Genomic DNA, 14,890 nt, shown 5'->3' with positions numbered 1-14,890 from the left:
CTCTTAGAGTGGGTATAAAGACTCACCTAGTAGGTGATTGATTTTTTGCTTGCGGTGAAGTTCTGAGTGTTCAGCGCGCTGTTCACTCATAGTCTGTACGATTGCCGCCAAAGCCTCGGCGCTATCGCTTTTGTGTTGCTCCAGCTTTTGCTGCTGTGTGCCTAACGCCTGTTGCTGCGATGTGATGGCCTGTAGCTGCTCGGCCATATCCTCATCAATTTTGACAATGGCGCTTATCAGCCTTAAAACATCTTGTTCCAGTAAATTGCTTTGATGTGGCAGCGGGTAGGCGCGATGAGGCGTATTAATTTCAACTGTCATCTTCGCTCCTTAGGTTGAAAATGCGCGTAAATTCTTAACTCGAGGGCGGTTGCCCGTTGTGCCACTGAGTAGCAACTTAACCCGAGTGCCTTTTGAATCAGGATCCTGCTCTGAGGGCACTGCAAAGCTATGCACATAATCATACTGTTGCCAGCCGTCACCACTGCTGTGCTGCACACTCAAAGGTACACTCAACCAACTACCGTCATCCTGTTCAAGTTGTACCTCGATGCTTGCACCTTCTTGTAGTACCGCTTCAAAGCTCACGGTAAAACGGCCACCCACGCGGTAACTAATCTGACGACTGATATAATCAGCACTGTGCTTAACCTCACCAACCGCGCACTGACTCCCCGCAAACAACACTGGGCTAAGCGTGCTTGACCCCGATAATGTCGCGCTCACGTTAACACTGCCGTTAAACTTCTTGGCGAGGCGCTGTGGCGTCCATTCTTGAATATTTTGCAAGGTGAAGTTATCACCGCTTTGACTACCCGTACCAGTGATATCAAAGCTCACGGATGTGTCTGAACTTGGCCTTTGCACAACAGCAAGCGCCATTAAGTCCGAAGCTTGAGTAACAGGAAAATCACCCAAATCAACGATACGTTGCGTGCTGGTAAACGTTGCTGCCTTAAGATTAAAGGTCAGGTCTTTTTCCTGATGTGGTGTCCAAGTGCTAGCATTACTAGAAGACAACAACACACCCACTTGATATGGCTGGCTGGTTACCCAACCGTGTTGTTGGTCAAATTTTCCAAGCTCTGCGATGGCCACTTCATGGTCCGCTCCATCGGTGAGTACCACAATGGCGTATTCTTGTCCTGCCTGTAACAAAACTGGCGAAAAGCTAAATAACGTCGCCTCAGTCAATGAAATTCCGCTACTTTCAACAGCGCTTTGGGCCAATACCGTTTGTGTTGGAATACCTTGTACAACCTCACGAATTTGCACTTGTACCGACTCTTCACCCTTAGCGGTAAAAAACAATTCAACCGCTGCGATATAACGGCTTTGCACTAAGGTGAAGGTTTGTGCCAAGGGGTCAAAACGTCGAGTGGTAATGGTCGTGACCTGTGCCAATGTTTCTGTGCGGATCTGACCACTGCCAGTGTAACTGGCGGCGCCCATTGAGCCACCTTTACCTTGAAAAACAACCGATTTTACCCCCGCAGGTATCTGTACTTCGCTTTGTGGGGGAATTGTAAAACGCCCCGTGAGGCGACCATTTTCATCAGCTTGAATCATTAGATTTCCTCCGCACTTAATGCAATGCCATCAAACAGTACAGATTCAAGCACTTCCCCTGGACCAAAGCCTGAGATAGAAAATTGTACTGTTCGCGGTCGTAAAAATTCGGCTTGCTGGGTTTGCACCCCGACTCTTTGCGTTTCAACACGAGTATTAATGCTACGAATTCGACCACCGCCGCGAGTAAAGCGCCGAGTAATTGGGCTACTCCAGCGGACATTAGTGACTGTCCAGTGATCCACATTTGGCGAGAGAGTAACTTGCGCGGGAGCAGGTTCAAACGCTTGATAAGGGTTAACTTTCATCTGACCCGTGCGCTTGGGCTGTGTTAGCACATCCTCAAGTTCATAGGGCAGTAGCTCGGGTTGATTGGCGTTCAGCGTACTCACTACTGCCTCTACCGGCAGTGTTAGCTCACCATCAATGATAGCCGCACTTTGCTCTCGCCCTTGATCTCGTAAATCATCATCCAAGAAAGGGTCTACAAACACGCCATATTTACTGGCTGGGTCTTGGCTGTTGGCGTCATTGCGTAGTCGCTCAATTGCAAGCAGCTGGTACAAGTCACCTATCTGCCTTTGCATGTTTTGTAAGTCCAACATGCTCAAAGAATGAATGGCAACCGACTCCACTCGCGGCACCGACTCGCCCCAGTATTGATAAACGTACGCCAAGGGTAAATGCTGTTCAGGCACGTGAGGTGGCTCTGGGTGCTCAAGTACAGAGGCCCCTTTAATGCGTTTAACCTGCCCTTGCGCATTTAGGACTATCAAATCAATGCGTGGGGAATATCGCAGATAGTCAACACGAATTTGATCGGGTAGCACTTCATTGCCATTTTCAATAAAGGACTTATCAATGCTGTAGTGGGTACTGTTGAATGTGACTGGAACACTGGTGCCATAGGTGTATGTAACCTGATAGCTACTCCCTACCGGTGGGCGTTCACCATTGAGCTTCCAAACAATGTGGTTGCCCTCAAACTCGTAGTCATCATGCTCCACATAAGTTGTGCCCTGATAAGAAATCAGCTCTACGGTATCAACACTGGTATTTGGAAAACTATCTTGTAACTGATCGCTACGCGTGAGCATTGCCACTTTACGCACCACCGCATAGACACGTTCAATATCTTTAACCGGTGGATAATCAAACTTAATTGGCGAGCTGGCATCTTGTGTATCACTCAACTCCGCTTTTTCAGTCTTGATGCTTTGTACATCAGGGTCAAATGGAAATACAACAGGTATCGCCGCCGCGTAACTTAGCTCATAACCTGCAATATGCGCTTTACCCGCTTGTAAGCTAAAGTGCTGCTTACTTGCTTCGGTTTTGATGTAGTGTAGGCCCAGTCCTTCTACCACATAGTTGCCGCCATTAGATTCTCTATCATAGCGAGCCAGCGCACGTGTGATCGAATCTTGTTCTGGTGGCGCTTCTTTAATAACCAGCACCCCCTGATTAATTTGATACACAGGATAGAACTCTGTGTTCGAGCTTTGCGCCTGTGTTAACAAGCCCCAGCGCGCACTCACTTTTAGCCGTGCTGCTCCCGCTTCATTATAGTTTTGCGATAGCATTGGGGAATTAACACCCGCGGGGTCTCGCAGTTCACCATCCGTAAGTTCAGTGATTACCTCACTATCTAGCAACACGCCAATGATTGCATCACCACTGGTGTCAAAGGCAAATGATTGCTCTGGTAACTGACGTACCGCACCGCGAATGTATACCGACGCCGCCGCAACGCGTGCCTGCTGAGCTTCAATTCTCATCCCGCCACCTGCGACAATATCACCATCTTTAAGCAATGCATCCGCCACGCCTTTTACTTGGTGACTAACCTGACATTGCACATCATTCAATTCACGGCTTTGTAGCCCCTTACCGGCGCGAAATAGTATTTGCTCGTATTGTTTGGAGGCATCGAATGTCTGATAAACATCTGGATGCTCTGCAACAATTTGATTGTATATATGTTCTTGCATAATGCTCCCTTAGAAGCTTATTACAAATTCAAAAGACTCACGCACCCCTTGGTCTCGATAAATCGCAGGGCGGTGCTCTAACAGCAGCAAAGTGCCTTTTTGTTCAATGTCTTCTGGCTGAAAATATAATTGCCCTGAGGGAGTGCTTGCTTTAGGCTTAGTGCCTACCATCAAGCCCAGTTCACGGATGGATTTTGATAACCCATCGTTAAAGTCATAATTAAACTGGCAATATAAATGTGGGGTTGGGCCCGTCACGACTTTGTAACGGCCATTGGGTACTTGTATTTCCCCCTGCTCATCGGCGTCACAGTAAAGCACGCGTGTGGCTTTACGATAACCAAGAATTGAGGTGAGTTCAGTGCTAGTGCTGGGCTCAGACGGCAGCTGTGTATCCCACTCAATTGCGCCTTGTCCCCAGGCTAAATAAATAGATTGTTGCTTGATAGCATTGGCCAGTTCTATGCGCCCAGCGCGGGTTAATATAGCCACCCTATACTCCTATAAATGTTATAAATCAGTCGGTAACAAACACAAAAAACCCGCCGAAGCGGGTTTGTCATCGCGGTTTTATATGCGTTATTCGCCAATCCACAGCGCTGTTTGTTGCTCTGAAGCAAGTTTGCATGCGCTAAATAATTGCGCTTTGCTGACATCAACAACCTGATTGTTTGCCAGCACCCATGATGTGCTGTCTTCATCTGCCATCACCAATAGCATGCGTGCCATACGCTGTTGACTCAGCTCATCGGCATCAAATACTAGGCCGTCAACCTCAACCTTTTGCTGTGCAAGTAATGCGCTGCGTGAGTTTTTAAAACGCGCTCGCTGTACGTTAGCTATTTGTTCTGCAGAATGTGCTTCTGTTGCCGGGTAAAAGCGCGTTACACAGGCTTCATCATCATACTCGCTGCGAGCAGGTGCTTGCTCTGTGCTCAGCGCTAAGTCTACTTCCACATACTCCTTGCGGTAGCACGCACGACGACGAGACATATCAATTTGTGGTGCCTCTGGCAGCTCTGGCACGTCCATCACCTCGCCTTCGCTACCCTCATCTAGACTGGCGTTGTGTGCGAGTGCTTCTTCACGCTTTTCTTGCACTTCAACCACATCCAGCTCCCATTGCTGATAAGCCGCGGTATAAGCTGCTTGTTCCTGCTCAATGGCTTGTTGCAACGCCTGTTCAACCTGCTCCTCGGGATGACGAAGTGCAATTTTAGTCAGTACATCTTCATAGCTCACTTGTGGCTGTTCGAAGGCAGCCTCAACCTCAAAAGCAGCGTCGCTTGATGATACTTGCTGCTCTGTTTGTTGATTTTCAGACACAGTTGCCTCGACCGCTGTTGCAGTCTGATCGTTTGTTTGTTCCATTAAATTGTCCTTAGTGGCTGGCGATACCCAGCGGAAGTTGTGTGTGATGGCAAAATACTTTCACGGTATTGCCGTTTAAATCTGTTTTGATGTTTTCACCGTCGATAATTGGGATGGTTTGATCATCGCCCCAGTTAAAGCTCTCTTTGAAAAACTTAAATGAATAATCCGTATTGGTTTGATATTTCAAACCAACTTCGTCAATTGACCAATCTGCATCATTGAAAGGTACCGAGGTTCCAGTGCTATGTATTCGTTTTAGTAACTTACCTTTGAGTGGACCATCAATCACACGATAAACACCATATGCTGTTTTCAGCTCTGTTGAACTTTCAGACATGTCTACGACTTGCTGCTTATGATATTTCAATTCAGCACCGTTAAACTGTAAGTACAGCAGACCACCTCTTTCAACAAGAGCGCTTAAGGTTTTAATTGCACTGGATGGTTCTTCTTGGCTATCTAGACTTAGCTGAAAATGTTTTGGCTCATCGCCAGCTCTGTTAGTCCAGGTCAGCTTCCCCGACGGATAGTGCTTACCAGACTTTAATATTGCCAGCTCTTCTTGAAAGTAAGGACTGTCTGCCCGTGTGCCCACGGTGTTATTCAAGCTATGTTGTAGTCGGTTACCATAGTCGATACGATGCGCTTGTGTTGCATAAACATTGCTCACATCACCTATCACGGGCTTTAAGCTTTGCGCGTGTGTGTTATTGGCAAGTGCTTGGTAGCTAAGCAGTGCGACAATATCAGGATTCCAGCTGCCTGAACTGGTATTTTTAACACTGTCAAAGCCAACATTAGAATTGGTCCAGCTTGCCCCTAAGTCACGCGTATAAGTGGCATTTAATGTACTGCCTACCATTTTGCGGTTGAGCGGGTATCCAGATGAGTTATCAGGTAACTTTGGTAACCATTTGCCCACGACACCGTCAGGGAAGGTTGCGGCAATACGCTCAGGGTGACCAACTATGTCTACCCATGGGAGTGAGTCAAATTCGCCAGACAGCTTTTTAGAAAACACAATTTGAATCATATCATTGGATGAAATCGGCTTATCCGCTGCAAAGTAGATATGTCCGGGCCCTGCAGATGCCTCAGAAAAGACCACTGGGTATGTATCTTTACCTATTGTTGATATCCAACCTTGAGTTACGTTGAATACATGATACTCATCGAACTCAACTGGTGAGATAACTGGTCGACTACTGTTATAAAATTGCGTTGTTTGTAAAATGGCTTTGAGCTTTGGGTAAGTCTCTGAAGCAACAATAGTGCGCTGTGAGATATCTATATTCACCGTCGGGTTCACTTTGGTGAAGTAAATTTGCTCCTGCCCACGTAGTGCCCCCGCCACCGCTTTACTAAGCGCCGCTTCTCGTAGTTGGTTTATATCCAACTTATTGGCGTTTAAGCGTAAGTCTTCAACTTGGCCTGCGTATATAGCGTCATAAAAAACATATTGATCTACTCGTCCACTGTGGCTTGCTCCAGTAGCAATATTTGCCCAGCCACAATTTGGTCCAATATTGCCGCCACCGTTATTTGCGGTCATATCAAAACAGTCAAATGTCGAGCTGATTTCAGTTAAAGCGTTATGTGTCTCAAACCAATGGTAATAATATCCACCTGAAATTCGACGTTTGCCCGTCCCCATCGAATTGTAAGTTGGATGATACGCACCTTGATTTAAGCGCTGTACAAGGGCTATGGGAATTGCTTGGCAATGAGAACGTTTACCCCATGTTCCAGTATCTTTATCACGGTGTTTACTCACTCCGGTGTAAGCCAACATGCTATTATCAGGACCTATTGCTTCAACCGCAGCTAAAGACCCTTGTAAGCGTAAGCAGTGTGGGTAAACATCTCTAATAACAGAGCTATCCACAACAGCGCCGACGCTCAATTGCCCTTTCCATGGCGCGCCACATCCTTCTTCTACTCTTATCCTGTATCTAACCTGAAAGTAGGCCTTGGCCTCTGGGTCGTAGTAAATATTGTGCTCAGGGTTTTTTAAAAACTTTACACGGTTGGCCGCTGACAATGTGGACCATTTAACGCCAAACCCTTTGGTTGATGTATCCCACTGGCCAAACGCTGAGTAGCCTTGTGCAACAAGGTTGTTTAACAGGGGGACATCTTGATAGGTACTTGCGCCAAACTGTACATTACCAAGGGGGTACACCACATCTTTGTCAGCTATTTTTTCATGCCAAGACTCTAGAAACACCAAGTCTTTGCGAGAGATGATAACTTGTTTTGTGATCTCAAACACAGAGCATGAACGAAATGATATTTCGTCCCCAGTGCTCAATGACACACCTTGTAGTCCGATGTAATGAAGCCCTGTTCTCTTAGCCGTATACTCCACTTCTACCGTGTTATGAACAGTAGCGTCAGAAACGAGCTCATTACCGCTACCGAGGCCTGTGCCAACGATAATTCGGTATTGTTTACCATTCGTAGCACGACACCCATTGAACTGAATACGGATTGTCTCCCCTTCACTAAGCTCAATAACTTGACTTAAAGAAGGAAACTCAGCTGTAGCTGTAATTGTAACCTCCTCTTGTGTGAGCAGAGCTGTTGCACTTTTTACTTCCCAATTGTCTAGCTCATTGCGAAAGTTGCCATTACTAATCAACCCCTCAAAAGCCTCTGCTGCACTGGCATGCTGCGTTACTTGACCTGTGGCTGAGTCATAGGTTTTGGTGCCATCTGGGGCTGGGGGGAATCGTATATCACACCAGTTGGTGTTTCTTGCAACGTAATCTAAGCGTAACTCTACACCATCGACTACTGCAACTGGGTACTTGGTTGTGGACTCTCCTTGCCCCGTAGAGCTGGAGTTGATACCCATGTATAACACCCCATTGGTTTGCTCCCACATTCCCTGGTTTACCACTCGATGTGCCCCAGCACTGGCCCAGTGCTGACCCCACTGCACAAAGCCACTTCCTGAAAACTGCTGTTTTCGTAGTTTACGCAGCGCATCAAATTGCGCTTTGCTCATCACCTCTGGATGCGGATTAATTTTTTGTGCTTCTCCTATCAAGCTTGGCAATGTATCCACCTGATAGCTTTGCCCGTTAAAGTCTTTTAAGGTGACTTTACCGGTTTTGGTTTGCCAATCATTAATGGCTTGGTGATTACTTTTAATGAGTTCATGGGTTTGGTTTATGTCGACCTTTACCTGATCAATTTCATTGATACTGTCGGTGACATCTGACGCCAGTTTTAAACTGGCATCAGTTTGCTCAGCGGCAGCTTGCTGCAACTGAGCTAATTGTGCTTCGATTGTCATTTTCCTTTCCTTTACATGAGCTTATAAGTGTTCACTCAAAGCGCATGCATCCAACGAGTAAGTTAGAGGGCTGAGCGTGGCTTCCAACAGACCACGTTCAGCCATTGAACTAAAACACGAGTGTGCTTTAGTGTGACTTGCAAACAAAGTATGTTTAACTTTGCCCACAATAACGACACTTTAACCAGAATCAGCCAAGAATATCGGTCAAGTTTGACCTGTAAACAGATAGACTGACCCTTCGTCGTTTAAAGTGCCGTGGTTACTCATTGTTTGAAAAGAAAAAGCCACCTAATTAGTGGCTAGCAATCCCCAGTGGCAACAGGGTGTGATGGCAAAATACCTTCACTTTGTTACCGTTGAGATCGGTTTTAACATTCTCGTTGTCTATCACAGGGATAGTTTGGTCATCACCCCAGTTACTCATCGTCACTTTGCGGTAATACACTAGCCCCGTCGCCACCGAGATCATATTGCCATGCTGGTCGGCAACTAAATCACCGGCTTGTAAGTAGCTGTCATAACTTGCAGTGCCGAAGTTTCGTACCTTTTGATACACACCTTGCATGTGTTGCGTGGCTATTTTGACATAAGCTTTATCGTCAATCTGCTCCACTTTATCACTGCCTAACACTAAGGTTGGTGTGATGGTATCCAATTGCAGTTGAGCACCGTGAAACTGCATATACAGTAATCCTCTGTAATTGGTGATGGTTGGCAGTACTTTACAGGCATACGCGCCTTTTTCACCGCCAAGCGCCGGTGGCACGAGATGCTGTGGAAATTCATCCTTTATCAACTTGTCATCAAGCAAGTTTCTGGCAGCAAGTGGCACATATGTATTACTTGTGTACGACACAGTTGTGGCAATACTCGACGTTAATGACTGCTGTAATCGAGCACCAAAATTGCTGCGTGCATCGTTACCAAGCCACACATCGCCCACCGAGTCTAACACCTGTGAATTCACAGCCGTTGCTGTAAAGCCCGCGTCAGCGCGATAATAAATGAGCTGAACGCGCGCGGCCTCTGCAGGAGACACATAAGCATTCTTCGTACTGTTAATCGCTAAACTTCCCGAGTTCCAACTGCTACCATCATCCAGTGACATTGCCCATGTGAGGGGCTGGCTTGCTTTTCGATTAAGCTTGAAGTCTTGGCTGCCACCATTTGGTAACTGTGGGACCCACTGCCCCATCACACCGTCAGGAAACGTCTGTGCGATTCGCTCTGGGTAACCGATAATGTCTATCCACGGGAGAGAATCGAATTCACTCGTCATTTGCTCGCCATTTATTAGATAAATATCATCTCCAATCTGCCAGTCAAGTAAAGTGCTTGACTCGATATCCTGAAAACGATTTCCTGATAGTGCAACTGGCGCATCTGAGGTATAAATATTACCGTTGGGTTCTACGTATGTTGGGTACAGTGTATTGCCTCTAGTACTGTTATATAAGTAACTAAACGGCCTATTTTGAGGTTCAATTTCATAACCATTTTGTATGTCGACGGTTTCAGAAAAGTTTACGTAGTACTTACCTGCATATGCACTCGCAATTGCCAGCTTTTTTGCTTCTACAGTGGTGAAGATCGTTCTTTCTTTACCCCTTAATGTCCCTGCAACCGCTTTACGCATCGCTTCGTCACGCAGCTGATTAATATCCAACTTATTGGCGTTTAAGCGTAAGTCTTCAACTTGGCCAGCGTAGATAGCGTCGTAGAACTTGTACTGATCTCTACGTCCTGAATTAGCATCACTACCCGCGATAGAACCAAACTTTTTCCAGCTACCGTGGGCAGGCGCGCCTGCCATGTGGTTCGGATTTCCATAATCCAACGTGAAACACTCTAAAGGAGACGTAGGCTCTATGTTTGCAAACTTGGGGTTATACCAACGCGTTATACCCCAGCCATCTGGACGCGTAAAATTACCACAACCCATAGGATTGTAAGTTGGATGATAAGCACCTTGATTCAGGCGTTGCACAAGCGCAATTGGGGTAGCAAAACACAGGCCTTCATGGCCTGAGTTCACATCTTTCACATTCTGCGCAGCAACCGCGCCATAAAGCCCAACATCCTGATGTTCCATCGGATAACGTGCAGTAGAGAACGTACCATTAGCAAACAACGGGTAACCCATTCGCCAGTCACTCGCCGTTTCAACTCTCATGCCTTGAGGTCTAATGTGCTCTCTTGGCGAAAAATCTAAGTAGCCAGACCCTTGCGTCGCCGTCGGTCCGTACCAATTATCGCCATGCCCTTCAATGACACGCATACGATAACGCACCTGAATATACGCCTTGGCCTCAGGGTCGTAGTAAATATTATGCTCAGGATTTTTTAAAAACTTAATACGATTTGCATCGGAAAGAGTTGACCATTTTACACCATAGCCTTTGGTGTTGGTGTCCCACTGGCCGAATGCAGAATAGCCCTGTGCGACTAGGCTATTGGCAAGGGTCACACCCTCATAGGAGCTTGCACCATATTGCACATTGCCAAGCGGATATACCACATCTTTGTCAGATATTTTTTCATGCCAAGACTCTAAAAACACCAAGTCTTTGCGTGAGGTGACAACATTTTCTGATTGTGGGCGAGTTTGCCAGCCATGTATGGTAATTTTTTGTCCAATCTGTGGGACAGGCAAACGCAAGTACACACCCGTATTGGCAAATTCGTGACTGATACTGACCGTTTGCACCTTATTGGCCGTAACATTAAGCGTGCGTATTAATGGCGCGTCGCCTACTGTACCGCTTGCATCCTTGAACTCCACAACAGTATCAACGCTGCTGGTAAACTTAATATCCACTTGATGTGTGTGTGTCGAAGTCTTATTCGCAAAATATATTCCGCCTGCAGCATCTTGAACAACATTAAACACCCCCGCTTGTACATCATAAGTACCTGAATGAGCGTTATTTGGGGTCTGGTTTTTTTTCTCATTAAATGCATCAATTGGGGAGTTATGCTGAGTGAGTATGCCCGTTGCTGCATCATAGGTTTTAGTGCCATCGGGGGCTGGGGGGAATATCGGTCTGTTTTGCGTATTTGGTCGTCCAACATATGCGACAACATGTTGCACACCGTCTATGACAACAACTGGACTTAATGAGCGAGAACTACCAGTGTAAGTATTTTCCGCTCTCTCACCTAAAGTTAATGTATTCTTATAACCTTCAGTTACATACTGCCATAATCCCTCGTTAATATTGGGATGCCCCGAATTATGCTTACCCCACTCAACAAACCCACTGCCCGCAAACTGTTGCTTGCGCATTTGACAAAGCGCATCAAACTGAGCCTTAGTCATCACCTCAGGATGTGGGTTTATTTTTTGCGACTCATTAATAAGGCTTGGGAGCGTATCCACTTGATAACTTTGCCCATTTAAGTCTTTGAGGGTAACTTTACCGGTTTTGGTTTGCCAGTCATTGATGGCCTGATGATTGCCTTTAATCAACGCATGAGTTGCCGCCATATCTTGGGCAACCGTGTCGATTTCGCTCAACCCTTCGGTAATATCCTGGGTGAGTTTAGAGTATTCGGCGGTTTGTTCAGCCACCAGCTTATTAATATCAGCAATTTGTGCTTCTAGAGTCATATTTATTCCTTACAGGCCAGCTTTACGAAGGCGTAAATTGAGTAGCATGTTTTGATGTGCTTGTTGAATGAGGTTTTTACTTTGTAGGGTTTGTGCGTAGGTCATGGTGAGTAGCTCTTGGGTTAAAAACACATTAGCGTTGTTAATCCCAACCGAGCAGATCACATTTTGGCTAGGTAATGCCGACACATTGAGCGTAAACACTTCAAGCCACGCCGCATCGGCGGCTTTAAAGTTCAACTGCTCGTCGGGCACGCTGTAAACCGCGACCAAGGTGGTATCTGACCAAATACCCACTTCTTTGACTGGATATTCACTCGGGCCATCAAACAATGCGCTAAAGCGCAGTTGGGTATTATTTAAAATCTCTGCGCCACCAATAAGCACTCTTTGTTGCTCGTTGCGCAGCGCAGTTTGGGTGGCACTGGGGGTGTAGCTTTGGTCACCCGCCGATACATGGGTGATTGCCATGCTAATGCCCTGTTGCGAGGCACTGAGTAGTTTACTCAAGCCTTGCTCAGTCCACACTACAGGGGTAAATGTGGTTGGGTTGCTCATAGTTTATTCCAAGAAAGATTGGCAACTTAATAGTTGCAAGATGACAAAGATATGAAAACATCAGCCCAGATGGGTTATCTGACGAAATTAACTGGATGACGTGGCATTGAGGTTTAAGCGACCGAAGTTCAAGCGACCCGTACTTGCACCAGAAAAACCAAGAGATGGTACGTTCAACGTGCGTACGTGATTAATCTGTACACTACAAAGTTGCTGAGATTGCCACTTTGCATTTTGCCAACGGTCATGCCAAGGACCGACCCATACCCGCTGCGCAAGTGTGCGCTGATAGGCGTGAATACGACCGTGCACCACAACATTCGGCAGCTTAGAAGGCTCGCTGGTGGTTAAACAGTAACGACCACTTTCAAGCTTGTCGAGATGCTCACTGATTTGACTGCGCGTGCGTTGATGGCCAAACTCCAACTGTTCGGGGCTGGCATCGAGCGTAACCTGTTGAATACGACCGAAACTGGCCTTAACCAGTTGGTTTTCCTTATGGGTAAAGACCACACCAGAATAATCGCTGAGAATATGACCAAAACCACACCTTGGCCCAGACAATGTCTGGTTGCGAATATCATAGTCATGATAAACCCGAGTCAACTGGCTGCGAGCGGGAGAAGACAACTGAGCCAGCTTAACAACTTTAGCCAAGCGTTCGTCACCGGGGATGTCACCACTGTCTATTTGATAGGTGTAATAGTGTAGCCCCGCTGGTGTGTTTTCTATTTGCGCGTTATTCAGTTCCAGCCAACCAAGCGCGGTGGTTAAGCTTTTCGGTGTACCACGAATACGTTGCCATGCGATACCATCTTTGAGGGTCTGCCTTAGGTCCTGACTGTAAGGCAAAATGCTTTCAAGGCCATACTCCCACACTAACCACATGAGCTGCGCATCATGCGGATGCGCCTTGTTACTGGTCAGCTGTGCAATGGCCTCATGGTACTCATCGGCCGAGAACTGACTTTGTAAGCCTTTAAGTTGCAGTGGGCTATGATTGGGGGGTAACAGTTGTTGCATCACTACCTCATGAGCGTAATGTGAGCGTGATATTTCCCGGCACAGCACACTGGGCATGGCTCATTTTTTGTAAACCAGAAGGGCTTTGAATATCAACATGTCGCACCCCTTTTTTGTGCAACTGAGCCGCCACCCAGCTGGGTGCTAAATCCCATTGCAAATGGGCCTGCTGCTGCCAAACGTCACGCAGTGCGCTTTCTAATTCATCAAACACCGACTGCGACGTATCATCTTGTAGATAAATATCTGCGGTGATGTCTATTTCGACCAAGTGCGCAAGATTGACCGCTAGTTTGTCGGTGAGCATTTTTACCCCATCATCCGTAACGGCTGTGGTGACTTTTTCGAGCGTTGCTCCAGCGTTACTTGGCGCTTTTGCCAGCACAGTGATGATCACCTCACCGTTACCTGGGCTAAACACCGACACATCGCTAATATCACTCGGTGCCGCATTAATCGCATGATTGCGATAGTGCTCAGCACTGCCTGCGGTGCTAGAGGCTATGGTGTTGTTACGAATGCGCGTTCGGTAATCATCATCTGATTCACCTGCAATGCGCTCAACGCCGTAAAAAGCGCCGAGGTGTTCAAGATCAGCGCTTTTTGCAAACGCCAACAAATTGGATTGCGCCGCTTCATTTATTCGCTGACGCAGCAGTAATTCTTGATAGCTCTCTACCTGCAACCAAACATTTAGAGGGTCACTTTCAAGCTCAAGCGTCTGAGAAAATTCAGGCGCAAGAGAGATAAAGCGCGCTTTACGCGCCTCATAAATATCTTCAAAAGAAAGTGATTCGATAATGTTGGGCTCAGGGAGTTTGCTTAAATCGATATGAGTGGTCATCGATTAGACTCCTAGAAGGGTTATCCTGCATTACAAAGTAACGCCTAGATCTATGTGCTGCGTAGAGTGTGAGTTATGAGCACAACTCCCACTAAAGCTAAAGCACCGAAAAGCGGTAGTGATGGGTTTCAAATACGGGGGATTGCATATCACCTTCGAACAGCGCCTGAGTGATAACCCAGATGCCGTTAGTCTCAAATTTGAGCACCATGCTAAGCACGCCATCAACAACTTGCGCTGGCATAAGTTGAATACGGCCGGTATCAATCCGTTTGAAAGGTATTTTTAGCTTGCAATCCGGCATCGCTAATTTACCCGTTGCCACAACCTGATTTGACTGTTGTGGGACCGTAAATTCATTAACAGCGTCCCGGTACCCTTCAATCTGTTCAGTGACATTATCTATTGTCAGCAATGGTAATACTTTGCGTGAGTGCTGTTGCTGCAAATACAGCTCGACGTTGTAGTCCGAGTGAATGTCTTCATCACCAATATAATCTGCAAACAAATACATTTGACCTTCAATAGTCACTATTTCTTGTTGCTTAAAAAACTCATTTCTATCAGGTAACTGACTGACAATATCACCGTCTTGTACGCTAATTAAAATATACATG

At 46.5% G+C, this 14,890-nt stretch carries 11 protein-coding genes; all 11 read right to left on the bottom strand.

The features are described from left to right. Positions 1–3: 3 nt before the first annotated feature. The 11 genes from L1070_RS06880 to L1070_RS06830 all read right to left on the bottom strand — a co-directional run bounded on the left by L1070_RS06880 (position 4) and on the right by L1070_RS06830 (position 14,889). Entirely contained in the window at positions 4–321 is a 318-nt protein-coding gene (locus tag L1070_RS06880) for a hypothetical protein (protein ID WP_237124990.1), read from the bottom strand. 9 nt (positions 322–330) lie between these two features. Then, on the bottom strand, positions 331–1,569 hold the full coding sequence (locus tag L1070_RS06875) for a hypothetical protein (protein ID WP_237124989.1): 1,239 nt from the start codon (positions 1,567–1,569) through the stop codon (positions 331–333). Further along, positions 1,569–3,560, bottom strand: coding sequence for a DUF4815 domain-containing protein (locus L1070_RS06870; protein ID WP_237124988.1), 1,992 nt, complete (start codon positions 3,558–3,560; stop codon positions 1,569–1,571). The genes L1070_RS06875 and L1070_RS06870 overlap by 1 nt, the downstream gene beginning before the upstream one ends. A gap of 9 nt (positions 3,561–3,569) precedes the next feature. Then, positions 3,570–4,052 (bottom strand): hypothetical protein, encoded by a 483-nt coding sequence (locus L1070_RS06865; protein WP_237124987.1) that lies wholly within the window; start codon positions 4,050–4,052, stop codon positions 3,570–3,572. 87 nt (positions 4,053–4,139) lie between these two features. Continuing rightward, positions 4,140–4,931, bottom strand: a complete 792-nt coding sequence (locus tag L1070_RS06860; RefSeq protein ID WP_237124986.1) for a hypothetical protein — start codon at positions 4,929–4,931, stop codon at positions 4,140–4,142. A gap of 10 nt (positions 4,932–4,941) precedes the next feature. Further along, positions 4,942–8,235: a hypothetical protein gene (locus L1070_RS06855; protein WP_237124985.1), complete on the bottom strand. Its 3,294-nt coding sequence runs from the start codon at positions 8,233–8,235 to the stop codon at positions 4,942–4,944. A gap of 295 nt (positions 8,236–8,530) precedes the next feature. After that, positions 8,531–11,848, bottom strand: a complete 3,318-nt coding sequence (locus L1070_RS06850) for a hypothetical protein (protein WP_237124984.1) — start codon at positions 11,846–11,848, stop codon at positions 8,531–8,533. Positions 11,849–11,857: 9 nt separating this feature from the next. Then, positions 11,858–12,406: a phage tail protein gene (locus tag L1070_RS06845; protein ID WP_237124983.1), complete on the bottom strand. Its 549-nt coding sequence runs from the start codon at positions 12,404–12,406 to the stop codon at positions 11,858–11,860. A gap of 87 nt (positions 12,407–12,493) precedes the next feature. Continuing rightward, a complete protein-coding gene (locus L1070_RS06840; RefSeq protein WP_237124982.1) occupies positions 12,494–13,429 on the bottom strand; it encodes a phage tail protein in 936 nt (311 codons plus the stop codon). A gap of 7 nt (positions 13,430–13,436) precedes the next feature. Further along, positions 13,437–14,273, bottom strand: coding sequence for a baseplate J/gp47 family protein (locus tag L1070_RS06835; protein WP_237124981.1), 837 nt, complete (start codon positions 14,271–14,273; stop codon positions 13,437–13,439). 97 nt (positions 14,274–14,370) lie between these two features. Further along, positions 14,371–14,889 (bottom strand): hypothetical protein, encoded by a 519-nt coding sequence (locus L1070_RS06830; RefSeq protein WP_237124980.1) that lies wholly within the window; start codon positions 14,887–14,889, stop codon positions 14,371–14,373. Position 14,890: the final 1 nt, after the last annotated feature.

Origin of the sequence: Pseudoalteromonas sp. MMG022 (assembly GCF_021654245.1) — a bacterium.
Taxonomy (GTDB): domain Bacteria; phylum Pseudomonadota; class Gammaproteobacteria; order Enterobacterales; family Alteromonadaceae; genus Pseudoalteromonas; species Pseudoalteromonas amylolytica.
The sequence above is the reverse complement of the archived record's forward strand: the minus strand, read 5'-3'. Positions and strand labels throughout refer to the sequence as shown.

Coding starts and splice junctions, on each gene's coding strand:
- L1070_RS06880 (WP_237124990.1), bottom strand. CDS start 321: ATGACAGTTGAAATTAATACGCCTCATCGCGCCTACCCGCTGCCACAT.
- L1070_RS06875 (WP_237124989.1), bottom strand. CDS start 1,569: ATGATTCAAGCTGATGAAAATGGTCGCCTCACGGGGCGTTTTACAATT.
- L1070_RS06870 (WP_237124988.1), bottom strand. CDS start 3,560: ATGCAAGAACATATATACAATCAAATTGTTGCAGAGCATCCAGATGTT.
- L1070_RS06860 (WP_237124986.1), bottom strand. CDS start 4,931: ATGGAACAAACAAACGATCAGACTGCAACAGCGGTCGAGGCAACTGTG.
- L1070_RS06855 (WP_237124985.1), bottom strand. CDS start 8,235: ATGACAATCGAAGCACAATTAGCTCAGTTGCAGCAAGCTGCCGCTGAG.
- L1070_RS06850 (WP_237124984.1), bottom strand. CDS start 11,848: ATGACTCTAGAAGCACAAATTGCTGATATTAATAAGCTGGTGGCTGAA.
- L1070_RS06845 (WP_237124983.1), bottom strand. CDS start 12,406: ATGAGCAACCCAACCACATTTACCCCTGTAGTGTGGACTGAGCAAGGC.
- L1070_RS06840 (WP_237124982.1), bottom strand. CDS start 13,429: ATGCAACAACTGTTACCCCCCAATCATAGCCCACTGCAACTTAAAGGC.
- L1070_RS06835 (WP_237124981.1), bottom strand. CDS start 14,273: ATGACCACTCATATCGATTTAAGCAAACTCCCTGAGCCCAACATTATC.
- L1070_RS06830 (WP_237124980.1), bottom strand. CDS start 14,889: ATGTATATTTTAATTAGCGTACAAGACGGTGATATTGTCAGTCAGTTA.